16 protein-coding genes and 1 pseudogene are annotated in these 24089 nt (G+C 54.0%); all 17 read left to right on the top strand.

Features of this window, described 5'->3' with window-relative positions:
- Positions 1 to 421: 421 nt before the first annotated feature.
- Positions 422 to 745, top strand: a pseudogene (locus E9954_RS33660) (glycoside hydrolase); the annotation flags it as partial.
- Positions 746 to 919: 174 nt separating this feature from the next.
- The gene (locus tag E9954_RS10735) at positions 920 to 2374 is read left to right on the top strand and encodes a sulfatase family protein (RefSeq protein WP_136079168.1); all 1455 of its coding nucleotides are present in this window, start codon (positions 920 to 922) and stop codon (positions 2372 to 2374) included.
- A 26-nt stretch (positions 2375 to 2400) separates the two neighbouring features.
- Positions 2401 to 3822 carry a sulfatase family protein gene (locus E9954_RS10730; RefSeq protein WP_136079167.1) on the top strand — a complete coding sequence of 474 codons (1422 nt, stop codon included), beginning with the start codon at positions 2401 to 2403 and terminating at the stop codon, positions 3820 to 3822.
- Between the two features lie 19 nt (positions 3823 to 3841).
- Complete coding sequence (locus E9954_RS10725) at positions 3842 to 5428, top strand: sulfatase (RefSeq protein WP_136079166.1); 1587 nt, start codon at positions 3842 to 3844, stop codon at positions 5426 to 5428.
- Positions 5421 to 7811: an alpha-L-rhamnosidase-related protein gene (locus E9954_RS10720; RefSeq protein ID WP_136079165.1), complete on the top strand. Its 2391-nt coding sequence runs from the start codon at positions 5421 to 5423 to the stop codon at positions 7809 to 7811. The genes E9954_RS10725 and E9954_RS10720 overlap by 8 nt, the downstream gene beginning before the upstream one ends.
- A 72-nt stretch (positions 7812 to 7883) precedes the next feature.
- Entirely contained in the window at positions 7884 to 9383 is a 1500-nt protein-coding gene (locus E9954_RS10715; protein ID WP_136079164.1) for a sulfatase family protein, read from the top strand.
- Positions 9383 to 10378 carry a hypothetical protein gene (locus E9954_RS10710; protein WP_222847143.1) on the top strand — a complete coding sequence of 332 codons (996 nt, stop codon included), beginning with the start codon at positions 9383 to 9385 and terminating at the stop codon, positions 10376 to 10378. Before E9954_RS10715 ends, E9954_RS10710 begins: the two co-directional genes overlap by 1 nt.
- A 69-nt stretch (positions 10379 to 10447) precedes the next feature.
- Positions 10448 to 11326, top strand: a complete 879-nt coding sequence (locus tag E9954_RS10705; RefSeq protein WP_136080214.1) for a TolB-like translocation protein — start codon at positions 10448 to 10450, stop codon at positions 11324 to 11326.
- A 59-nt stretch (positions 11327 to 11385) separates the two neighbouring features.
- Positions 11386 to 12879, top strand: coding sequence for a sulfatase family protein (locus E9954_RS10700; protein WP_136079163.1), 1494 nt, complete (start codon positions 11386 to 11388; stop codon positions 12877 to 12879).
- 156 nt (positions 12880 to 13035) lie between these two features.
- Positions 13036 to 14310: an FAD-dependent oxidoreductase gene (locus E9954_RS10695; RefSeq protein WP_222847141.1), complete on the top strand. Its 1275-nt coding sequence runs from the start codon at positions 13036 to 13038 to the stop codon at positions 14308 to 14310.
- 114 nt (positions 14311 to 14424) lie between these two features.
- Complete coding sequence (locus tag E9954_RS10690; protein WP_136079162.1) at positions 14425 to 15780, top strand: sulfatase family protein; 1356 nt, start codon at positions 14425 to 14427, stop codon at positions 15778 to 15780.
- Positions 15773 to 16780: a hypothetical protein gene (locus tag E9954_RS10685; protein WP_136079161.1), complete on the top strand. Its 1008-nt coding sequence runs from the start codon at positions 15773 to 15775 to the stop codon at positions 16778 to 16780. Before E9954_RS10690 ends, E9954_RS10685 begins: the two co-directional genes overlap by 8 nt.
- A gap of 43 nt (positions 16781 to 16823) precedes the next feature.
- Complete coding sequence (locus tag E9954_RS10680) at positions 16824 to 17909, top strand: uroporphyrinogen decarboxylase family protein (RefSeq protein ID WP_136079160.1); 1086 nt, start codon at positions 16824 to 16826, stop codon at positions 17907 to 17909.
- A gap of 556 nt (positions 17910 to 18465) precedes the next feature.
- Positions 18466 to 20100: a sulfatase family protein gene (locus E9954_RS10675; RefSeq protein WP_168442155.1), complete on the top strand. Its 1635-nt coding sequence runs from the start codon at positions 18466 to 18468 to the stop codon at positions 20098 to 20100.
- A 69-nt stretch (positions 20101 to 20169) separates the two neighbouring features.
- Positions 20170 to 21765, top strand: coding sequence for a sulfatase family protein (locus tag E9954_RS10670; RefSeq protein ID WP_168442154.1), 1596 nt, complete (start codon positions 20170 to 20172; stop codon positions 21763 to 21765).
- The gene (locus E9954_RS10665) at positions 21762 to 21956 is read left to right on the top strand and encodes a hypothetical protein (protein ID WP_136079157.1); all 195 of its coding nucleotides are present in this window, start codon (positions 21762 to 21764) and stop codon (positions 21954 to 21956) included. The genes E9954_RS10670 and E9954_RS10665 overlap by 4 nt, the downstream gene beginning before the upstream one ends.
- Before the next feature lie 29 nt (positions 21957 to 21985).
- A complete protein-coding gene (locus E9954_RS10660) occupies positions 21986 to 24079 on the top strand; it encodes a hypothetical protein (RefSeq protein ID WP_136079156.1) in 2094 nt (697 codons plus the stop codon).
- The last annotated feature ends 10 nt before the right edge of the window (positions 24080 to 24089 follow it).

Here is a 24089-nt window from a genome sequence, read left to right as displayed (position 1 = left end):
TGAGAATAAAAATATGAAATTTACCATGTCGATCCTGATTTTAATGGTCGCGCTTTCGGGTTTCGCTGTCGAAAAGAATACCTGGCAGGCACAGTGGATCGGGGTGCATCCCCAGCGTGAAGTGGAAGTGGCTGTCGAACCGCGTCCGGAAAAGATAAGCATACCTGAAATTGTGATTATAAAAGCGATCTACGGGGTGGCGGATGATCCATCGAAGCAGATCGATGTGACCGCGAAATTCCAGCAGTTGGTCGATGTGCAATTGTCGAAGGCTTACGACCCGAGAAAGTTTCGTTTTAAAGTCGACAACAAGTTGGCCGGTCAGGACCCGGCGAAAGATATAGAAAAGGTGTTGCGGCTCGAATATGTGGTTAACGCGAAGCGGATCGAAAAAACCGTAAAAGAAGGCGGGGTCGTTGGACTGCTTCCTGTTCCAAAGAAAAAGAAAGAGCCGGTCGATCCGAATGAAAACCAGTGGAGCTGTTTCCGGAACGTCGTCGCTTTGGATGAAGCGCCCCGAAAAGCGATGGCACGCATTGCGGTTGATTCCAAATACTGGCTCTGGATCAACGGCGAGCAGGTCGTCTTTGAGGGACAGCTTAAGCGCGGACCGACCCCGGACGATACCTACTACGACGAAGTCGATCTGGCGCCCTATTTAAAAAAAGGCGACAACACCATCGCGCTGCTCGTTTGGTATTTCGGCAAAGACGGGTTTAGCCACAAAAGCAGTGGCACGCCCGGGCAGGCGCCGCCGCGCTGGCGGTTGAGAAGCAGACCTCGCCGGGCGAGGTCCCGCTCGACGAACTGAAAGCCTTGCTCAAAATACATGATGCAATTTTGGCGGGCGAAGCCAGGGAAGTTTCCGGTTCCCATGGGGCATAGTTATGAACGTACAAGGAATAAGCAGGAGCACTGAATGATGAAGAAGTGGATTGCAGGACTGTTGGTGGTTGGCGCAGTGGCGGCACATGCAGAGAAGAAGCCCAATATCGTATTCTTTCTGACGGATGATATTCGTTACGACTTTTTCGGGTACAGCGGACATCCGGTCGTTCAAACACCGAACATTGACCGCTTGGCGGAGCAGGGCGCACGGTTTGAACAGGCTTACGTGAATACGCCGACCTGCTGGATCAGCCGCGCCTCGATGTTTTCGGGCATGTACCTGCGCGGCCACCGCTACGGAACGGGCGCAGCCAACGGACGCACCTTCGATCGGCGCTGGTCTGCTTCATCCTATCCGCGCCTGTTGAAAGATGCCGGATATACCGTCGGATATTTTGGAAAAAATCACGTGAATTTCGCGGATGGAGAGCAGGAAAAAATGTTCGACCAGTTTGTAAAAATCGGGCGCAATCCCTATTTTAAAAAACAGCCCGACGGCTCGCTGCGCCATGAAACCGAGCTGATTGGCGATAAGGCGGAAACTTTCATTGATTCCGCACCGAAAGATAAGCCGTTTTCGATGAATCTCTGTTTTAATGCTGCACACGCAGAGGATAGCGACAAGAAAGATCATTTCCCGCATCCGAAGGCGACAGAGCATTTGTACGAAGGCATGGCGATGCCTTGGCCGAAGCTGAACGATCCGGCTGTTTTTACGTCGCAGCCTGATTTTATGCAGAACTCGATTCATCTTACCCGCTACAAATGGCGCTGGGATACGCCCGAAAAATATCAGCACAACATGCGCAACTATCTGCGCATGATTTCGGGGATCGATAACGTCGTTGGGCGGGTCATTGAAAAGCTGAAAGCGGAAGGCCTGTATGAAAACACGATTTTTATTTTCACCGCCGATAACGGATACTACGCCGGAAACCGTGGATTCGCCGGTAAGTGGACGCATTACGACGAGGCGCTGCGGGTGCCGCTGCTGGTCGTTGACCCGCGGGGGCTGGAACCGCAGGTTGTTCCGCAGATCGCAGTGAACGTCGACATCACCCCGACCATTCTGGAATACGCCGGTCTTCCGGTTCCGGCACACTATCACGGACGCAGCCTGAAACCGTTTGTGGACGGGAAAATGCCCAACGACTGGCGCACTGATTTTCTCGGTGAATTCTGCGGAGGTAACGGCTCGATTCCGGACTGGGAAGGTATTCACGGTGAGCGCTATGTGTATGCCCGTTATTTCGACAACGATCATGAGTTCCTGCACGACCTGAAAAAGGATCCCGATCAGCTTAAAAACCTGGCGAATCATCCTGAATATAAAGTGATTCTGGAACAGATGCGTAAACGCTGCGACGAAGAAATTGAACTGCGCGGCGGTGCCTTCACGCAGGAGGAGCGTTCACCGCGCGCCAAACGCCCGCCAAAGAAAAAGGGCGACTCAAAAAATAAAAAGCAGAAAGAAAAAAGATCGTAAAAACGGGAAATAGGAGATCGTTGGGCATGGGGAAATACAAAGTAGATCGGGTAGGGCGCCGCGGGTTCATGAAAAATACCGCCGCCGCAATGGCCTCGGCCACCCTTGCGAATGCAAAGGCGCAGGGAAGCGGAGTCAGACGGCCGAACATCATTTACATCTTCACGGATCAGCAGAGTGCGAAGATGATGAGCTGCACGGGGAATCCATGGCTCAAGACGCCGGCGGCGGACTATCTGGCGAAAAACGGCGTACGCTTTGAACGCGCCTACACCACCAATCCCGTTTGCGTTCCGGCGCGCACCTCGTTTATGACCGGGCAGTTCCCCGATACCTATGGAATCCGTTCAAACAGCAATGCAAAGCAGTTTAAGCCGAAGCCCGGATACGAGCAGAACCATATCGGGGCACAGCTCAAGCGCGCCGGGTACGACCTCGCCTATGGCGGAAAAACCCACCTGCCACCGGAACTGGAGCCCGGTAAACTCGGATTCGAGGTGATGAGTACGGGGCGGAAGATGGACTTGTCGGAAGATGCCGTGGAATACATCAAACGGGATCACGAAAAACCCTACTATCTGGTGCTTTCCTACATCAATCCGCACGATATCTGTTACTATCACCGCACCGACCTGAAGCCGAAGAAGGAGAATGTTGAGCTGTTGAAGGTTGCGAAAAGCGATCCCGGCTTTTTCACCAATGGAAGCTGCCCGCCGCTGCCGCCGAACTTTGAACCCCAGACGGATGAACCCGAAGCGTTTCAGGCGAAGAAGGCCATTAAGCTGAGCAACCGCAACGCGCTTTCCGAAGAGGATTGGCGTCTGGGGCGCTGGCTCTACTGCCGCCTGACAGAGAGTGTTGATGCTGAAATCCAGGTGGTTCTGGATGCCCTGAAAGAGAGCGGCCAGGAAAAAAATACAGTGGTCATTTTCTCCAGCGACCATGGTGAAAACGACGCGACGTATCGTCTCAGTGGTAAGAGCACGTTTAATGAAGAAAGCATCCGGGTGCCTTTCATTGTGATGGATAAGGGCGGTGCGCAGCAGGGCGGGCTGGTCGATAAAACCCATCTGATCTCAAACGGGCTGGATCTGCTGCCGACGGTGCTGGACTATGCCGGCGTACCCGGTGCCAAAGGCGATCCGCGTGGGCGCAGCGTGCGTCCGCTGGTGGAGGGTCAGGCAGCCTCGTGGCGCGACCATCTCGGGGTGGAAAGTGCATACGGCCGTATGGTGATGAACGACCGGTTCAAGTATATTGAGTATGACGTCGATCGTAATATCGAGGTGCGCCTGCACGACATGCAGAATGATCCCTGCGAAAAGACTCATTTCACTGCAGATACCCAACGCGCAACGGACCTTGAGGATATGCGGGAACTCTTTAAGCGCTGGTTCCCCCATGAAGGAACCCTGATGCGCAACAAAAATAAAAAGAAAAAAGCTTAAAGCTGAATGGTGATCAGGAATGATGAAAAATGTGTTTAACTGGATAGTGAGTGGATTGGTTGTTGCTTCCGTTGTTTCGGCTGCAGAGCAGAAACCCAATATTGTTTTTATCCTGGCCGATGATCTCGGGATTAATGATGTGGCGGCCTTTGCCGGCCATTTCACCGGAAAGAGAACCGGCGAGCTGTTTTATGAAACCCCGCATCTCGATCAGTTGGTCAGCAAAGGGATTGCTTTTTCGCAGGCGTATGCCAACCCGCTCTGTTCCCCGACCCGGGCCTCCATTTTGACGGGTAAAAACGCGGCCCGTTCAGGATTCACAACGGCAACCCCGAACACGCCGACCTATTATCATAAAAAGATGACCGTGCCGGCGGGGTACAGTCCGCATGATGCGATTGATCACAAAGATCCCATTAAACACCAACAGGCCTGGCTGAACGGAAAATCCAATACCGGGTTGGCTCCGTCGCCGTTCAATCTGCCGAACGTGCTGGACAGCCACCATTCGGTCTTTATCGGAAAATGGCATGTGGGAGGGCATAATGTCGAAGACCTGCAGCCGGCCGCCCACGGTTTTGATGAAGTGCCCTGGTGCAAAGATGCGGGAGCACATGCCTATTACGCCAAAGGAAAAAAGGGAAAGAAAAAACAAGCTGACCGGTATGAGGGGGAATACCTCACCGATCACCTGACCGATCTTGCGGTCGATTTCATTGATAACTACGGTGCTGAACAGAAGAAGGGCGTTGCTCAAAAACCGTTCTTTCTCTACTTCTGTCACTTTGCGGTGCACACCCCGCTGCAGGCGCCCGAAGAAACCAAACAGCTTTTTGCCGACAAGCCGCAAAAAGGAACGCTGGGTCATGAAAATGTGACGTATGCGGCGATGATTAAACACCTCGACGACTCGGTCGGGCGCATCATGGAGACACTTCAAGCGCAGGGGCTGGATCAGAACACGCTGATCGTTTTTGCATCGGATAACGGCGGTGCGGAATATACGAAGTCGACGGACAATGCGCCATTCAAGGGCGGCAAAGCCACCATGTACGAGGGCGGCGTCCGCGTGCCGATGGTCTACTATCTGCCGGGAAAATATGAAGGGGGCGTCTGGTGCGATTCCGTGGTTTCGATGTACGACCACCTGCCGACACTTGCGTCCATCACGGGAAACAAAATCCCCGCCGATCTCGACGGTAAGGATTTGACCGGAATCCTGGCAAACCCCAAAGCGGACGGTGGCGACCGAACGATCGTCTGGCACTATCCGTACAATGTGAAAGTGATGCACCCCGATAATGGGCTTCCGCTAACACCCCACACCGCGATGCGCAAAGGGGATTATAAGCTGATCTGGGACTGGCACGGCAAGCTGGAGCTCTACAACATTGTTGAAGATCCATACGAGAAAAAGGATCTCGCGAAGCAACTGCCTGAAGTGACGGAGGCGCTGTTTGCAACGATGCAGGGCTGGCTGAAGGAAAATGTAAAGCCGCACTATCTGCCGCAGCTGAACCCTGATTACGATGCAGCGCAGGACCAACGTCCCTATCCGTTTCGCGACCTGCGAGTCAAAGGGTTTACGGAGATGAAGAATGATTGATAAACGATGGATCGGGGCCGCTTTTGCGGGATCTGTTTTAATGGTGTCTGGCGCGGATTCGTGGCAGGCGTCGTGGATCGGGGTTGACGGAACGGGGATTGAAATAACACCGAATCCTGAAGCGGTGAAAGAAGGAGTCCCTGACAAAAAACGTAAAAAGAAGATGCCGAAACCTTCAGGTTACTGGACGTGCTTCAGAAAAGGTATAAAGCTCGACAAGGCTCCGGATCATGCGGTTGCAAAGATCGCTGTCGATTCCAAGTACTGGCTCTGGATCAACGGCGAGCAGGTCGTCTTTGAGGGACAGCTCAAACGCGGGCCAAACCCGAAGGATACCTATTATGATACCGTCGATTTGTCCGCCCACCTGAAAAAGGGCGACAACACGATCGCGCTGCTCGTCTGGTATTTCGGGAAAAGCGGGTTCAGCCATAATGACAGTGGCAAGGCCGGCCTGATTTTTGATGCAAGCATCGACGATAAACCGCTGTTGAGTGATGCGAGCTGGAAGACGATCATTCACCCGGCTTATGGTTTCACCGGGGCGCCTCACCCGAACATTCGTTTGCCCGAATCCAACATCCGCTTTGATGCTCAAAAAGATATGTTGGATTGGCAGATGCCCGGCTTTGATGATTCCCAATGGCTGGCGGCGACTGAGTATGGAACGGTGCCGTGTGACCCTTGGAATAACCTGATACTCCGTCCGATTCCGTTGTGGAAAGATTTCGGATTGAAAGATTATGTGAATGTCGACGAGCTGCCGTCGGTTTCCACGGGCGAACCCATAATCGCCAAGCTTCCGTACAACGCGCAGATTACACCGTATTTGAAAGTGGAAGGCCCGGCGGGGCAGCTTATCGATCTGCGGATGGACAACTATCGCGGGGGCGGTCCGCCCAATGTCCGGGCGGAATATGTGACCCGCGCAGGTGTGCAGGAATACGAAAGCCTCGGCTGGATGAACGGGCATGAAATGCACTATACGATTCCCGCCGGCTTCAAAATCCTGGCCCTGAAGTATCGTGAAACCGGATACGATACGGAATTTACCGGTACGTTTGAGTGCGACGATGAATTTTTCAACCGCTACCGTCAGAAAGCCCTGCGCACGCTTTATGTTACGATGCGGGATACCTATTTTGATTGCCCGGACCGCGAGCGTGCTCAGTGGTGGGGCGATGCGGTGAACGAACTCGGCGAGGCATTCTATGTGCTGGATCCACGCAGCAGTGACCTCGCCCAAAAGGGCATTCTCGAACTGATGAATTGGCAGAAAGATGACGGTACGATTTTTTCACCGGTACCCGGGAACTATACACGGGAACTACCGATGCAGATGCTCAACTCCGTCGGTTATTTCGGCTTCTGGACCTATTACCTCTATTCGGGCGACCTCGAAACCATCCGCACGGTTTATCCGGGCGTGAAACGTTATCTGGAAGTCTGGCAGATCGGAGACGACGGACTTGTTATCCCGCGCAAAGGCGGCTGGACCTGGGGCGACTGGGGCAAGGACAAGGATATGACGATCCTTTATAACGGCTGGTTTTATCTGGCGCTCAAGGGGCAGAAGCTGATGGCGGAAGCCGTGGGTGAAACGGCCGATATTCCGGTCATCACGGCCCGAATGAAAAGCATAGAAGCGAACTTCAACAAAACCTTCTGGACCGGAAAAGAGTACCGCTCGCCCGGCTACAAAGGGTCGACCGATGACCGTGCTCACGCGCTGGCGGTCATCTCCGGTCTCGCCCAGCCGGAGCAGTATCCCGCGATTCTTGAAGTCTTTCGCACGGAGGAACACTGCAGTCCCTATATGGAAAAGTATGTCGGCGAGGCGCTCTATCAAATGCGTTTTGAAGAGGACGCCATTGCTCGCGCCAAGAAACGCTACAACTATATGACCGCGCACGAATACACGACGCTCTTTGAAGGGTGGGAAATCGGCCGGAAGGGCTTCGGCGGCGGAACCATCAATCACGCCTGGAGCGGCGGAATGCTGACGTTGTTATCTCAGTATGGCGCGGGCGTCGCGCCGGTAACGCCGGGATATGAAACGTATCAGGTCCTGCCGCAAATGGGGTCGCTTCAGTTTATTAAAACCATCGTTCCGTCGGTAAAAGGTGACATTAAACTGGAACTCCATAATCAGACGGACGCGTTCTCCATAAACCTGGTTTCACCGGAACACACCGAGGCGATGGTCGGGCTGCCCAAACCATCGGGGGGCTCCGTCAAGCACATCACCGCAAATGGAGAAACCGTTTGGGAGGACGGACAAGCGACGCAATTACCCAATGGGCTGCGTTTTGTGGAGGAGACGGAACACTACATCAAGTTCAGTGCCCGGCCCGGTGACTGGAAATTCAGTACCTTTTATTAATGTGGATGAACCGAGGCGTTTGAAGTTGAAATCAACATTTGGCAGCCCCGTAAAAAAGGAAACAGGTGGTGCATGATGCAACGTAGATCATTATTAAAAACAACTGCGGCCAGCAGTGGGGCCCTGATGGTGCCGTCGATGCTGCGGGCAGCAACAGGTTTGAAAAAGAGGCCGAATATACTTTTTATCATGAGTGACCAGCAGCATGACCGCATGATGAGTTGTGCGGACAACAAGTGGTTGAACACGCCGCATCTGGATGGCTTGGCGGCGGAAGGCGTTCGCTTTGCGAGCGCCTACGCTGCAAATCCGGTGTGCGTGCCGAGCCGGATGAGCATGGCAACCGGTATGATGCCCGGCCGCTTTGGCGGGGGAGATAATAAAACGGCATCAAAAGCAAAACTTGCCCCGCACATTGATGAGAACTCAATGGGGAAAATCATGAAGCGCGCCGGTTATGACACCTTCTATGGCGGAAAGGTGCATATGTGCGGGCAACTGAGGCCTGACAGTGATCATGGCGCAGGATATGGCACCTATTTCAAAGACCAGCGGGACCTGTTGCCGGGAGCCTGCCTTGAATTCATCACGCAGGAGCGGGAGAAGCCCTTCTTCGCGGTGGCGTCATTTATCAACCCGCACGATATCTGTTTCGCCCACAAGGCGCATGCAACGGGTAAATCTCCCGTGAAGAACCTTTACGATGAGGCGATGGCGATGCCGCTGGATGAACTGCCGCCGCTTCCCGACAACTACGGCATACAGGTCGGGGAGCCTTCCGGGATTCAGGCAAAACTGAGCACCACGGCGGTAACGCCGTCGATGACGATGCGCACCGAGTATGTCGAGAAAGCATGGCGGATTAATCGCTACATCTACCACCGGCTCACCGAACGGGTGGATGGTGAAATCGGTAAGATTCTGGACGGATTGAAACAGGCCGGTCTGGAAGAGAACACGCTGATAATTTTCACCAGTGACCACGGTAATATGGATGCAAGCCATCGACTGGCCAGTAAATCCTTTCCTTATGAGGAGTCGGTTGGCGTTCCGTTTATCATGAAATACAAAGGGGGCATTCCTGCCGGTCAGGTCGACGGGGAACACCTCGTTTCCACTGGACTCGATATCCTGCCGACGATCTGCGACTATGCCGGTGTCGAAATACCCGAACACCTTATCGGTAAAAGCCTGCGCCCGGTTGCTGAAGGTAAAGCCGTCACCGACTGGCGCGAGTATGTCGTGTCGGAAGATGCCAAGTGGCGGATGCTCCGGACGGAGAACTACAAGTATACCACCTTCTCTGATCCCGCCAGTAAAGAGTCTTTGGTCGATCTGAAGAAGGATCCCGGCGAAATGCGAAACCTGGTTGATCACCCCGAATACAAGGAAATCCTGCGGGGTCATCGGAAACTGCTTGCGGAGTGGTGCGAGACAACCGGCGACACGGAGGCATTTAAGTTTGCGCGCAACGACGATGGAAGCAGCGATTACACGCCGCCGCCCGAGGCGGAGGCTCCCGGGGAAAAAGCGGGCAACCGGAAGAAGAAAGCGAAGAAGGGGAAAGCCTGATGAATCAGTTAAGGGTGAGTAGCTGTTTTTTAGGGACGGTGTTTTTTGCACTCCATTTGGTGCAGGCGCAAACCAACACGCATGGGTTTGTCGGGCTCCGTCCACTTTCCCGAACCAAAGCGGACTGGAAAAGTGTGCATGGCGGCTCCTGGCACGGTACCCCGACCTATGCCGACCAGAAAGGAAACTATCCTTTTTGTGCCGAACATGTGGATGTCATCAAAGGTTGGCTGGATGGCGATTTTAAAACCAGGCGGATGTTTTTTGAGCATTATTGGGGAATTGACGAGAAATGGGATGTTCTTGACCCTCAAAAAAACACGCTGATTAAAAAAATCAAAAAATGGGAAGCGGCGGGAGGAATCGTCGATCACATTTTAATGGCTCGCGAATACCGGCTGGCAATACATCGGGGACATCCGGATGCCAAGCCGGGGCCGTTCAAGGAAGACACCCGTATTCTCTACGAGGAAGATGTCGCCAATATCCGTCAGTTGTTCAAAGACGCTCACAAACAGGGGCTGATCAAGCATGATAATTACAAGCTGATTATGATGGTGGAGCATCCTTCGTTTTTTGCTGACGATCCGCGCGTGCATCCGCTCATCGAAAAAATGGACGGCGTCGCCTATGAGTGCCACCAGTTCAACCGCCACTGGCCGCTTAAAACCGGCTGGTCGAACCCGGAAGAAGTGATCCGGGGCGCAAAATGGACTCTGGCTCAGAATAAAGAATACATCTTCTATTACGGCCCGATCATCTGGAAGGCGGATAAGAAAAGGTACTATGAGTTTATCGAGCGCGACTGGCTCGAAACCTATTGGGCAGCCGGACTGCCGAAGCACCATCCGAACATGCATTACTATTTGAACACTTTCCCGAATGGCAGCGGACGCTTTCGTCCCATCGGCCCCGAATCCGACCCGCACTCCGTGCTCGGATTTACCAAATGGCTGATTGAAGAGATTAAAAATCCGGAGTGTGTAACCCCGTAGGAGTTTGCAGAAACCTCGAGTATAAGGAAAAAATAGATGTGTGTCGCCAATCGTTGCGTCCAACCTGTTATGACTATCGAAACCCTGCGCAGTTTGCTCGCCGAGCGGGACTCGTACAGCATGCTCGAAATCGTGGATGTCCATACGGGCGAACGCACGGTGCTTAAGGAATTCGATCACGTCATCGAGGCGCCCAACTGGACGCGGGACGGTAAAACCCTAGTCTACAACAGCCGGGGAAAAATGTTCACCTACGAACTGGCAACCAGCGAGGTGAGGGAGATCGATACCGGCTTTGCGATGGACTGCAATAACGACCACGTGCTGTCGCCGGATAACCGTCAGCTTGCCATCAGTCATTTCACGAATGAAGATGCCGTATCGCGCATTTACACGCTGCCGTTGGCGGGCGGTATGCCGACCCTTGTCACCGAAAGGGGACCCAGTTACCTGCATGGCTGGTCTCCCGATGGGGAGCGAATCGCCTACTGTGCCGAAAGGGATGGGCAATACGATATTTACACGATCCCGGTCAACGGCGGCGCGGAAACGCAGCTCACCGATGAACCCGGTCTGGATGATGGTGCCGAATATTCACCGGACGGAAAGCATGTCTGGTTTAACTCCACGCGCACCGGTCTGATGCAGATCTGGCGCATGGCTGTAGATGGTTCGAAGCAAACCCATATGGTCCGGGAGGAAGCCAACTGCTGGTTTCCGCACGTCTCACCGGATGGGCAGTGGGTCGCCTACATCGCTTACGGTAAGGATGATGTCGAAGCGGGTGATCATCCACCGAATAAACAGGTTGAAATTCGCCTTGTCCCGGCCGGGGGAGGCGCGTCTAAAACCATCGTAAAACTCTTTGGAGGGCAGGGCACGATGAATGTCAATTCATGGGCACCCGACAGCCGCAGGCTGGCGTTTGTCTCGTATCGACTCAAATGATCGGTATGCTGTACCCGACCCGACTGGACTATAAATAAACACACAGATGAAGGATTAGAATGAAGTATTTGAACAAAAAATGGGCAACCGCCTGGGTTGCAACCTTTCTGATGAGCACGGCTTTTGGTGCGTCACGTTCGCCTAACGTGGTTTTAATTTTGGCGGATGATCTGGGCTACGGGGATTTGGGCTGTTACGGCGCGACCAGAATCAAGACGCCGAACATTGACCGCATCGCGAAAACCGGCATGCGCTTTACCGATGCCTATGCGCCGGGCGCGATTTGCTCGCCGAGTCGTTATGCCATTATGACCGGCCGCTATGACTGGCGGACGGGCGAAAAGTGCGGGGTCATTAACTGGGATGCGCCATACCATCTTGAGCCGGGGCGTCCAACCCTTGGAACCCTATTCCAGAACAGCGGCTACCGCACCGGATATTTCGGCAAGTGGCACCTCGGCTTCGGCATGCGCCACACCGTGGATTGGGACAAGCCGCTGATGCCCGGGCCGCTCGAAGCGGGCTTTGATTCCTTTTACGGCCTGCCGGCCAATCACGAAAATGTTCCCTACATTTATGTGGAAGGCCATGCGGTGGTGGATCGCATTCCCGGCGAAAAGGTGCGTCTGGAAGGAACGCATCCGAAGTGGGAAACGCGCGGGGTTTCGCCGTTGCGGGATAAATTTGAATGCGGTCCGCGCGTGGCCGATAAAGCAGTGGAATTCATCGAATCGGTACCGGAAGGCCAACCGTTCTTCCTCTACTATTCATCCGTGGAACCGCACATTCCGATTACACCGTCCGATCCGTTCAAAGGCAGCAGTGAATGCGGGCCGTACGGCGATTTTATCCAGCAGCTCGATCACCATGTCGGCCGGATTCTTTCCGCGCTTGAAGCCAAGGGCGTGATGGACAACACGATTATTCTTTTCACCTCCGACAACGGCGGGCTCTATGTCGGGGAAAGCGGAACGCTGCCCCATGCGGAGGCCGCGCGAAAAGGACACCGGATCAACGGCGAGCTGCGCGGACGCAAACATGTCATCTATGAAGGCGGTGTCCGCGTTCCACTGATCGCCAGCTGGGCAGGGAACATTCCGGCCGGAACGGAATCTGCGCAGGTGGTGAGCGGCGTGGATATCATCGCGACGCTCGGCGAAATTATCGGATACCCGTTTGGCCATCGGGAATATATTGAAGACAGTTTCAGTATCGCCCCGGTGCTGCTCGGCAATCAGCCGATCGATGAACCGGTCCGTCCGCCGGTCGTCTCCACGTCGGCGATCGGCACCTTTATGATCCGTGATGGCGAGTATAAGGTGATCGAAGAGCGCGCGCTCATTCCCCAGCTGATGGAGCACGTGAAAAGGCACTATGATGGATGGGGCGGGGAAAACAGCAAACAGGTCTATAAGCTCTCGAAGGATATCACCGAAGAGCAGAACATTTTTGTGGAACGCCAGGATGTCTACGACCGCCTGACGGCCTACCTCAACCGCCTGCGCCGCGACGGCAGCAGCAAAGGCTTCGATCCCGCCGATTATCCGAAGTAGGGGGCTAATGTAGGCTCGGTCCCCGACCGGGCGCACTGACGATGATTGGTTTTAATCGCATAATGGGATTGATACAAGTCTATATATATGACAGATTGTATTTTGCTGGTGTGGTTATAAAAAAGTGAACACGGAATAAAAAAAACCGAGGTAATCGTGAAAAACATTGGACGACGTACAGTTATGCAGGTGTCAGCGGCGGGAGTTGCGCTGGCAGCGACCGCAAAAGCAAAACAGTCCGGCATGGTTCCTGTTAAACAGAAGCCCGTAACCGGTTCGGTCAGCAATGAAGTGGATGTGCTGGTGGTTGGCGGCGGAACCGCCGGTGTGGTTGCAGCGATTCAGGCGGCGCGCGCGGGCGCACAGACGATGATTGTCGAGCGCGGCACCCAGTTGGGCGGAACGATGACCACCGGGGGGGTGGCATGGCCGGGGATTTTTGACGCATGGGGTAAACAGGTGATCGGCGGCATCGGCTGGGAACTGGTAAAAGAGAGCGTCGAACTCGACGCCGGCGAAATGCCCGACTTTTCAGTTTATGAGAAACCCCACTGGAAAAATCAGGTTCAAATCAATCAGTACCTCTATGCGCTGCTGGCCGAGGAAAAGTGTGAAATGGCCGGCGTTAAAATTGCCTATTACGAATTCCCGATAAACGTGACGAAAACGGCCGGGGGCTGGACGGTGGACTGTGCCGGATTCGGAACGCAGCGCACGGTAAAATGCAGGCAGCTTATTGACTGCACCGGCGGAGCCGAAGTGGTCGGCCTGGCCGGCGGAACACGTCTGCGCGAAGAGGAGACTCAACCCGGATCGTTTCTATATAAGATGGGTAAGCCGCATGAGCCCGGCAGAGGGCAATGCCAACGTATTTATGTTCATGATGCCGACTCGACCAATTCCCAGACGGTCACGGAGGCGAACCTCGCTGGAAGAAAAGGCGTTCTCAAGAAGTTGCGCCAGAATCTTAAAAAACATAAGGGGCTGCAAATGATGCACCTGCAGCCCGAAACCTCGTTCCGTGAGAGTTATCGGATTCAGGGCGAAGCATTTATTACCGAGGCGGACTTCGTATCCGGGAAAATGTATGAGGAGTCGATCTGCAATTCCTTTTATCCCATTGATCTCCATACCGGAGGAAAGTTGGTGGGCAAAAAACTGAAGCCCGGCATCGTGCCGACCGTTCCGTTGGGTGCGTTGATTCCGGCGGGCATGAAAAACATTATGGTGGCAGGCCGTTGTGTGTCGAGTGACCGCCTGGCGAACTCGGCGTTACGTGTTCAGGCTTCCTGCATGGCCATGGGGCAGGCGGCGGGTGCTGCCGCCGCGCTGGCGGTTGAAAAGCAGACCTCGCCGGGTGCCGTTCCGCTAGATGATCTCAAAGCCTTGCTGAAAACCCACGGTGCCATTTTGGCGGGCGAGTCGATCTGAATAAAAGGTGTAATGTATGTAGTCCCGCTCTTGGGCGGTTGTGAAAAAGACATGTTGTTCTGCCTTTAGGCGAGGCGTGTTTGTATCTCTCTAGAAAGTTCTGGGATTTGATTTATGGATAGAAGAAAAAACATTGTGTTTCTGCATGTTGACCAGTTGACGGCCAATGTGCTCAGCGCCTATGGCGAAACGGGGGCCAACCGGCCCGCAACGTTTACCCGCACGCCGGGGCTGGATCATATTGCGTCGAGGGGACGCACTTTCATTAACAGCTACTGCGCCGGCCCACAGTGTGTGCCGTCGCGTTCCAGCTGGTATACCTCGCGCACGGTCGCGGAGACGGGCGTGTTGCGCAACCAGTATGTGATGGGAACGGAGTTTCCAAACCTTGGAAGCTGGCTGCGCGACAAGGCGGACTACCTGCCGGTCTATGCCGGTAAGTGGCACGTCAGCCGGATCAGGGTGGAAGATGGGTTTGAACTGCTGGACAAAGGTTCGGGGCACGGGGAGGCGAACGATGCCGGCGTCGGGCGCAGCGCCATGGCTTTCCTGAATAACTATAGCGGGGAAAAGCCGTTCTTCCTGAATGTCGGCCTGCTCAATCCACACGATTGCTGCTTTTTTTCTCCAACCTACGGAAAGTACGGGTTGAGCGACCGCGGGGCTTCGGGCGACCTGTCCATCGAATCGCCCCCGCTACCTAAAAATTTCAATGGCGCGGAAAGCAAGTGGCTCAAGGATTGGACCGAGGCCGACTGGCGCTATTATCTCTACCAATACTCGCGGCAGACGGAGATGATCGACACCATTACCAAGCGCATCTGGGACACGCTGCGCGCATCCAAATTTGCCGATAATACGCTCTTTATCTTCAGCGCAGATCACGGGGAAGGGGCCGCCAACAAGGGGCGGGTGTCGAAGGGGTATCTCGACGACAACACCATGCGTGTGCCGCTGATCTGCGAAGGGCCGGGGATTGCGAATCCCGGAACGGTGGATCGCTCCCATCTGGTGAGTGGCATCGACATCGGGGCGACGGTTTGCGAGATCGCTGGATGCGCTCCGATGCCGGGCGTGTCGGTTGCGCGCAGTTTCCTGCCGCTGCTGGCCGGGGAGCAGGAGCCGTGGCGCGACTATGTGGTCTGCGAATCCGGCAAGGGCGGGTTCGGTGCGTCGGTGATCAGTGAGCGCTATCAATGCAACTTCCGCCACGACGGACAATGGGAGGTTTTTGATCGGATAAATGATCCGTTCCAGATCAACAATCTCGCTGCCACCGATGCCGGCAGGCAGGCGAAGGAAAAGCATCTGGAATACCTGCGCGATTATCTCGGAAAAATCACCGTCTGCCTCAACGGTGGACAGGTGACGCCCAAATATGCCGATACAGCCGACGCGTCTATGGCGAATTTCCAGACGATGTTGAAGATGTATGATGCGATCAGCAGAGGGGAGGCGCTTTATGTTTAACCGTCACGATTTTATTCGAAACACGTCCATGACTGCCGCGCTGGCCGCTGCCGGACAGCTGCCTCTCTGGGCGGCCACAGAAAACGGCGACTGCTACGTCGCGCAGGGGTTTGCTAAATTCCTCAAGACCTATGTTCCGCCGAAGACCGCGACCGGCGGCAACGTCGATTACACGCTGATCGATATGACTAAAGAGTACGGTCAGCTCAGGGTTGCCCGAATGGGAGCCGGTGCGGTTTCCTGCGTTTATTCCATTCAGCCTGGCAGCAGCTGCGAAGCCCGCTTTGAGTTGAACGGTGACCTGTTGGCCGGCGTTCGTTCGTGGAAGCTCACTTCGACGACGGATCCGGTTTCCCAATCGATGGAAGGCCTGAACGTCTACACGGAAACCGGTGAGGTGCGTAACGGGCAGGCCGTTGTAAAGGTCGGAGAAATATGTACCAGTCAGTTTGCGCTCGCTGCGCCGCTCATGCCGGACTGGCTCCTTCCGCTGGCCGTTACGATGCTCCCGGCACAAGCCGACGGTTATGATTTTTGCCTGTTGCGCGAGGGAACCTATTTTCTCAGCGGGCAGCGCCTGTGCTACGACGGCATCGTTAAGATTCCGGTTAAGGGCGGACAGATGCTGGAGTTGAAAAACTACCTGCATGTCGGGGAGGGCACGCTGCCCACGAACTACCTGGTTGACGGGAACGGCGCGACGCTCATTGTGACCCATGGCATTACCGCACAGGTGCTTGGAGGGGAAGCGATGCCCACTCCGAAAAAAATCGTTACAAAACCGAAAGAGAAAGGTGATCCTAATCTCGTTCGGATGTGGGTCGAGGGGAACCGTAAAAAACAGAAGGAAGGTTCCTTCGTGAAGATGTTCAAGACCCAAACGGGGAAGGTCGTCATCACCGTGAGGCAACCCGACGGAACGGAAGCGAATATTCCGCACAAAATCCTGACGGCGGGAGATCTCGCTTATCTCGAATCGATTCAGGCTCATATCCGATAACTGGAATGCATTTGCGCTATCAGCAAAAAAAATGAGCAACAGAATGACTAAACGAGAAAATCTACTGAAACTGTATCGGCGCGAAGGATGCGAAGAGGTTCCGGTCGGAATGCATTTCTGTCCGTCGCTGGAAGAGGAATTCAAGCGCCGTTATCCGGGCAAGACCGATTATCTGGAGCATTTCGGTGCACCGTACCGCATTATTTACGATCCCGGTTTTGCGTGGAACTTTGACGAAATATGGCGCATTCCGGAGCGCAACGTCGACTGGCACGACTTTTATCCGGACGGCTTCACCTACGATAAGAAATTTGACGGCTGGGGCGTGGCGCATGAGGAGAACCCGAACTCCGAGCATATGACTCGTATGCATCATCCGATGAAGAATTTCGAGGAGCTCGAAGAGTTACAGAACTACCCGTGGCCCGATTTTGAAAACATGGATTTTTCCTACCTGCCGGAACAGGTGAAGGCGATTCAGGATCAGGGGCTGGCGGTTTTTGTCTGGGCGGAATGCACGATCTGGGAAACCGCGTGGTATCTGCGCAGTATGGACGAGCTGTTTGTGGATATGGCGATGGAGGATGAAAAGGCGACGTATCTGCTGGATAAGATCACGGATCTGGCCTGTTTTCGTGTCCGTAAGTTTGCCGCGGCCGGAGTGGATATTCTCGGGCTGGGCGATGATATCGGCATGCAGGACTCGCCGATGATGTCTAATGAGATGTATCAGGAGTGGCTGAAACCGCGCCTGGCGAAAGTGATTGCCGCAGCCAAAGAAGTGAAGCCCGATATTCTGATCAGCTACCACTCCTGCGGATTCTGCAAGCCGTTCATCAATGACCTGATTGAGGCGGGCGTGGATATCCTCAATCCGGTTCAACCGGAGTGCATGGACTTTAAGGAAATCTTCGAGGAATATGGCGGTCGCATTTCGTTTAACGGCACGATCGGTACGCAGCAGCTCATGCCGCACGGTACGCCGGAAGAGGTGAAGGCCGAAGTGAAGCGCAATCTGGAAATCGCGGGCGATAAAGGCGGACTGTTTTGTTGCCCGACCCATATGCTCGAACCGGAAGTGCCGTGGGAAAATATCGAAGCGTATGTGAGCGCATGCAAAAGTATCTAGCCCGAATTTCTCCCCGAAATTCGGGAAGTGCGACCGCCGAGCCGACCGAAGGGAGACGGGCTTTGCGAATGCAAAGCAATGAGCGAAGCGAATGGCAACGCAGAGGCCGACTCGAAGAGGCGGCAATGAAGCGAAGCGGAATGGCAAATCCTAAAGACCCCATTGGAGCGAAGAGGAAATATAATTTCCGCAGGAAATAACGACCAGCGGGAGTGGTTCACCACGAAACAAAACCTAATGTTTAAAGTAGTAAAATTCAAAACGCCGACAGATGTCTGCCGACAAGGCCAAAAACACATTGCTTGGGATTTGAGTGTTTTGGATTTTGACATTGTTTCGGATTTGGGTGCTTCGGATTTAGAACTTCCTGTATTTTCCGCCAAAGGCGGTGAGACACGAAGTGAGGCCGACTCGAAGAGGCGGCAGCGAAGCGGCAAATGCAGGCTAGCGTCTCCTTTGCACCTACTAATTTTGGTAGGTTTACAACGGCTCAGAATCCGTATTTAATAAGCGGCTATTTTGAGAGAATTTCAAAAGATCGATGGGCAGGAATGAGATGAAAAAGAGCGCGTTTTTATTGATCGCCGTGTTGCTGGCGGCCATGGGTTCGGCTCATGCGATGACGGCGGCGGAGAAGAAGCCGAACTTTATTGTGATCATTGCGGATGACTTGGGTTATGCCGATATGTCCTTTTTGCCGCAGGCACCGGCCGATGTGAAAAAGTTTAAAACCCCGGGATTTGACCGGCTGGCCTCGTCGGGAACCTATTTCGCGAATGCATACTCAACATGCCCGATCTGCAGCTCCTCGCGCGCGGGGATCATTACGGGCCGCTATCAGCAGCGCTGGGGGAACTACTGGTACGGAAACGGCGGGTTGCCTCTGAATGAGCAGACCATTCCGGAAGCGCTCCTCAAAGCGGGGTATACGACGGCCAAATACGGGAAAACCCACATGAACGGCGGGCCCAAGCATCTTCCGACCTTACATGGATTCGAGGAATACTTGGGCTACTTAAAGCACACCTGGGACTACATCCGTCTGAGTGAAAAGGACCGGGATGCCGTCATGTCCCGCAAGCGCCTCGAGGGCAAGCCGCTGACTCATATGGGTTCGAATGTCGTGGGGCCGCTGGTATCCGTCAATGGACTCGGCGCGAGTTACGATCAGATCGAAGAGGTTTCGTTTGAGGATGGCTTTATCACCGAGGTGCTGACGGATAAGGCGGTTGAATTCATCAAACGCGACAAGGGCGATAAGCCGTTCTACCTGCATGTGGCCCATAATGCGGTTCACTATCCGACCTTTATCGTCGAGGAGAGCTGGGCCAAAAAAACAGGTGCGCGCTACGTGCCTTGGGATCGCGATGCCGAGGAGTGGGGCTACCCGTACTGGGAGCCGAACCATGGGTCGTCCGCTAAGTTTCTCGTTAAATGGGGGCATATGGGCGAGATTGATCCGGAAGGGCGTCGTTGCTATCTGGCCAACCTGCTTGCGCTGGATCACAGTGTCACCCGCATCCTCGATGCGCTGGAGGAGAGCGGGCAGCGGGAAAATACCGTGGTGGTGCTCATTTCAGATAACGGCGGCACCATCAATACCTATGCCAACAATACCCCGTTGAGCGGCTTCAAATATATGTTCGGCGAAGGCGGGATCCGTATTCCGATGTTGGTCAGCATGCCGGGCACGATTCCGCAGAACCAAGTGAACGACAAAGCGATTGTTTCCTCAATGGACCTGTTCCCGACGTTTGTTGATCTGGCGGGGCAGGAGATCCCCGCCAACCTCGACGGAAAAAGCCTCATCCCGCTGGTTAAAGGCGAGCGCGATACCCAGCACGAATGGCTGGCCTGGGCGATGAGCCGCGACTCGTGGGTGATCCGTAAAGGAAAATGGAAGCTGACGAATAACGTGGGCTGGAAGCACAAGGATTTCGATGTGCTGCCCAACGGCGATGTGGCGGAAGCTGCCGAAGAGTACGTGTATCCGAACGAGCCACAATTGTTTAATCTGGACGCGGATATTGGCGAAACAAAAAATCTGATCGAGCAGAACCCCGAGATCGCGAAGGAATTGCGCGCCCTCTATGCCGAATGGGATAAGCAGATGCCGGGTCCGCTGACCAAAAAAGGCGAGCCCGTAAAGCATCAGATCCGCCCCTCGCAGGAAACGCAAAAGAAGCGTTGAACCGCAGAACGCCGAAGGTATTAAAAATAACGTCTGTTTTGAGAAACAGAATCGATGGAAAACAATGAGATGAAAAAGAGAACCCTATTATTAATCGCCGGACTATTTAGTTTGGCACTTTCAGTATCCGCCGCTCAAAAGCCGAATGTGGTTGTCTTTTTTATGGACGACCTGGACTTTTCGGGGATGGGTGCTGGTTATGATCTGATGGAGTTTTCGTCATGTGAACGGCTGGCGGGCGGCGAGCCGGAATTCCCGGTGATTGTCACGCCGCACACGGATAAGCTGGTGGAGCAGTCGCTGATTTTTGACCAGTTTTTCATCACCTCGCCCGTCTGCTCGCCCTCGCGTTTCTCGCTGCTCACCGGCAAATATGCTTCGACCGCGTACAACCTGAAAAACGATTTTTTACCCGGTCAGACGGTGCATATGCTCGACTGGTCGCCGCACGTGAAGCTGGGGCAGTATACGCTGCCCGGAATGTTCAAGTCCGCCGGATACCGCACGGGGATTGTCGGGAAACTGCACTGCGAGGACAGCTATTATGCGATGAGTGCCCTGTATAAGAAATACACCAAAGAAAACCCGCTGAGCCCGGAGGCGTCGGCGGAGCTGACGGCGGGGTACTTGAACTTTGTTAAAGAGATCAAAGAGTTGTATCAATGCGATTATGCGGATCGGATTTATTTCGACAACGCCGAGTCCGGTTACTTCCCCAGACCGCTAAAAGCATTCAACCTGGATTGGTGTACGGAGGGGGCGCTCGAGTTTCTTGAAACAGGCAAGGACGAGCCGTTCTTCCTCTATTTTTCAGTGAACTATCCGCATGGCGTGTCCGGGGCGGGAGTTCACCGATTCAGCGAAGAGGCGCGGCGCAAAACCCCGTTGGGGATGCTCGAACAAATTCCGGGCGTTTTGCCGGATATCGAAGTCGCGCGCCAACAGATCCGCGACGCGGGCGGGAATCCGAACGCGACTGATAGCTTGACGATGGTGGACCACGCGCTCGGTGCGATTGAGACCAAACTGCGCGAGACCGGAAATTACGAAAACACGATTTTTATTTATTTGAGCGACCACCAAAAGCTGGCCAAGAACAATCCACACGGCGCGACGCACGTGCCGTTCGTGATCCGCTGGCCCGCAAAATTCAAGAAGCAGTGGCGCAGCGATGCGCTCTGCGCGAACATCGATGTGCTGCCGACGCTGGCCGAAATCGTCGGTGCAAAAATCCCCGCCCAAGCGAAGATCGATGGCCAAAGTTTTGCGCCGTTATTGCTCGGCGAAAAGGAGTTCAAAGGACGCGACTCGGTGCTGCTGGAAATCAATTACGCGCGCGCTTTGATCGAAGGCGACTATAAATATATCGAATACTTCGCGCCGGATAAGGTCCGCAATGCGATTGCGAGCGGAAAAACCGAGATTTATAAAAAGACCAAAAAAGAGCGACGTGTGGGTTGGCACGGCATGCGGTATTATGTCGAGAGATATTACCCGAACTATTTCGACCCGGTCCAGCTGGTCAATCTGAAAAAAGATCCCTTTGAAAAGGTTAATCTGGCGGACAACCCGGAATATCAGCCGACAATCAAAAAGATGCGCGCCGAGCTGCTCGCTGAAATTGAACGCCTGAAAATCGAGCAAAAAAACTGGAGTAAGAAATGAATAAGGTACGTTGTTCCGCCTTTCGTGTCCGCCATAGCCCTTGGGCGACGGCTGGAAGGCGGCGAGTTTTTTTAGGTTTGGTTTTTTTGGCAGGCGCATTTTCTGCCTTCGCCGCCTCGCCGCTCTTCCTGCCGGATGTTCCCGTGACGCCGGAAGCGATGCAGCTGTTCCTCGGGCGGGCGGGCCGGTAACGTTTTGATAAAAACATAAGGAGATTAAGATGAAGTTATTTCGAGCATCCATTTATTTAGCTATAATCGCCCTGAGTGCGCAGATGACACACTCAGAGGAGGCTATTGACCGTAAAGCGCTCGTATCACGGCATCATATTATTGATCCGCCCGTTGATATGCCGCTGCCTTTGGGCAATGGTGAGTTTTGTTTCGGCGTGGATGCTACCGGACTGCAGACATTGGATGGAAATTCATTTTCCCATTGGGGCAAACACACGGCGCCTCTTCCTCCTGGCGTTACAGAAAAAGATATTCCGGAAACGGGTACCTTTGATCGTGGACGGATCACGGGGCACATGGCTACTCCTAAAGAAAAAGGGCTGGTTTGGAGATGGATGTCTGATAATCCATGGCCCGTCCATCTTGGCAGGCTCCGGTTTATCGACGCGGCGGGCAAGGTTCTTGCTGCGGAATCTATAAAAAATCCGAAGCGAAAACTCGACGTGTGGCAAGGGATACAGGTTGCCTCGTTTCTATATGAAGGCGTCGAGGTAAAGGTGGAAACCCTGGGATTGTCTGATCAGGACGGGGTTGCGGTCCGAGTGCAGTCGGAACTGTTGCGGGAAGGCAAAATCGGTGTTGAACTGGACTTCCCCATTGCGGAGGGCAAAAGAAGATATAAAGCCGAGGGAGGTCCTTGCAAGGTTCACAAAACCACGATGACGGTCGCTGGTGAAGAACTCTCTTTTGAGCGGCAGATGGACAATGACATCTACAAAGGGGGGTGGCGCGTATGTGAAGGAACCGCAAGCTTCAACGCGTACCCCGATGAACGTAAGGCCCGACTGATCCCTGGCGATGGAGATGTTCTTTCGTTTGTTTGTCTGTTCGGTCAGACCCAACCGGGCTCCGCATCGTATACCGACTTTGACGGTATCAAAAAGCAGACTGCTGGTTTTTGGGAAACGTTTTGGATGAGTGGAGGGGCTATTGACCTTTCCCAGAGTAAAGATCCGCGTTGGAAAGAGTTAGAGCGCCGCCTGGTTCTCTCTCAATACCTGATGCGAAGCAATAACGCCGGTTCGCTACCCACGGCTGAATACGGACTCATGGCATTCGGGGGTTGGGCCGGTCAGTTCCATATGGAAATGGCCTGGTGGCATATGGCTCATTACGGGGTTTGGGATCGTTGGCACCTGGCAGAGGAGGCATTGACTATGTATCAGCGATTTCTTCCGATTGCCCGTAAACGGGCGGCCCAGCTCGACTACAAGGGGGCTAAGTGGGGCAAACAAAACAGCCCTGACGGAAGAATGAAGCCTTGGGACGGTAATTTGAGCCTGAGCTGGCAGCAGCCCCACCCGATATTTTTTGCAGAACAGGAATACCGGATCAATCCCGATATAAAAACGCTGGAGAAATGGAACGAGGTGGTTTTTGCCACCGCTGAATATATGGCCTCGTTTCCAGTGAAAGATGAAGAAGGGCGGTATAAGCTGGAATTTGTCGTCACGGCAAATGAAAACGGAATTTGTCATAACCCGGCTTTTGAATCGGCGTATTGGCGCTGGGGTCTGAACAAAGCTCAGGAGTGGAGAAAGCGATTGGGCATGAAGCCCGAAAAGAGCTGGCAGGAAGTGAGTGATAATTTAGTCCCGCTGACGCTTGAAAAAAATCCTAAGACGGGGGAGCAGGTCTTCGCATGGTGTGAGGAGTGGGTGTGGACGAACCCGAAAAATAGAACCGACTATGGACACCCGGATCAAATCGGCGGGTTTAGTTTTGTTCCGTTTGTCGACGGAGTGAGTCCGCAGATTGCGGCTAATACGGTCCGGCACATTAACGACAGCTGGGTGTGGACCCGGTGTTGGGGGTGGGACTTCCCCTGGGCGGCTATGGCTGCGGCCAGAACAGAACAGCCTGAACTGGCAGTTGAACTGTTGCTTAAGGATAATCCTCGAAACCACTATTCTGAGCGGGGCATCAATGGCGACTGGTATTTACCGGGCAACGGCGGCGTACTCTACGCGGTAGCCATGATGGCGGCCGGTTGGGACGGGGCTCCCGAACGCCATGCGCCCGGTTTCCCGGGTAACGGGCAATGGAAGGTGCGCTGGGAGGGACTTAAGCGTGCACAGTAATTTAGTATTC

The organism is Pontiella desulfatans (genome assembly GCF_900890425.1).
Taxonomy (GTDB): Bacteria; Verrucomicrobiota; Kiritimatiellia; order Kiritimatiellales; family Pontiellaceae; genus Pontiella; species Pontiella desulfatans.
Note: the sequence above shows the minus strand (reverse complement) of the source record. Positions and strands in the feature narration are given on the sequence as shown.

Bases quoted from the DNA above. Each gene is read 5' to 3' on its own strand.
- E9954_RS10665 (WP_136079157.1), top strand. From the start codon at position 21,762: ATGAATAAGGTACGTTGTTCCGCCTTTCGTGTCCGCCATAGCCCTTGG.
- E9954_RS10720 (WP_136079165.1), top strand. From the start codon at position 5,421: ATGATTGATAAACGATGGATCGGGGCCGCTTTTGCGGGATCTGTTTTA.
- E9954_RS10725 (WP_136079166.1), top strand. From the start codon at position 3,842: ATGATGAAAAATGTGTTTAACTGGATAGTGAGTGGATTGGTTGTTGCT.
- E9954_RS10685 (WP_136079161.1), top strand. From the start codon at position 15,773: ATGTTTAACCGTCACGATTTTATTCGAAACACGTCCATGACTGCCGCG.
- E9954_RS10730 (WP_136079167.1), top strand. From the start codon at position 2,401: ATGGGGAAATACAAAGTAGATCGGGTAGGGCGCCGCGGGTTCATGAAA.
- E9954_RS10715 (WP_136079164.1), top strand. From the start codon at position 7,884: ATGATGCAACGTAGATCATTATTAAAAACAACTGCGGCCAGCAGTGGG.
- E9954_RS10735 (WP_136079168.1), top strand. From the start codon at position 920: ATGATGAAGAAGTGGATTGCAGGACTGTTGGTGGTTGGCGCAGTGGCG.
- E9954_RS10710 (WP_222847143.1), top strand. From the start codon at position 9,383: ATGAATCAGTTAAGGGTGAGTAGCTGTTTTTTAGGGACGGTGTTTTTT.
- E9954_RS10700 (WP_136079163.1), top strand. From the start codon at position 11,386: ATGAAGTATTTGAACAAAAAATGGGCAACCGCCTGGGTTGCAACCTTT.
- E9954_RS10675 (WP_168442155.1), top strand. From the start codon at position 18,466: ATGAAAAAGAGCGCGTTTTTATTGATCGCCGTGTTGCTGGCGGCCATG.
- E9954_RS10670 (WP_168442154.1), top strand. From the start codon at position 20,170: ATGAAAAAGAGAACCCTATTATTAATCGCCGGACTATTTAGTTTGGCA.
- E9954_RS10690 (WP_136079162.1), top strand. From the start codon at position 14,425: ATGGATAGAAGAAAAAACATTGTGTTTCTGCATGTTGACCAGTTGACG.
- E9954_RS10705 (WP_136080214.1), top strand. From the start codon at position 10,448: ATGACTATCGAAACCCTGCGCAGTTTGCTCGCCGAGCGGGACTCGTAC.
- E9954_RS10680 (WP_136079160.1), top strand. From the start codon at position 16,824: ATGACTAAACGAGAAAATCTACTGAAACTGTATCGGCGCGAAGGATGC.
- E9954_RS10660 (WP_136079156.1), top strand. From the start codon at position 21,986: ATGAAGTTATTTCGAGCATCCATTTATTTAGCTATAATCGCCCTGAGT.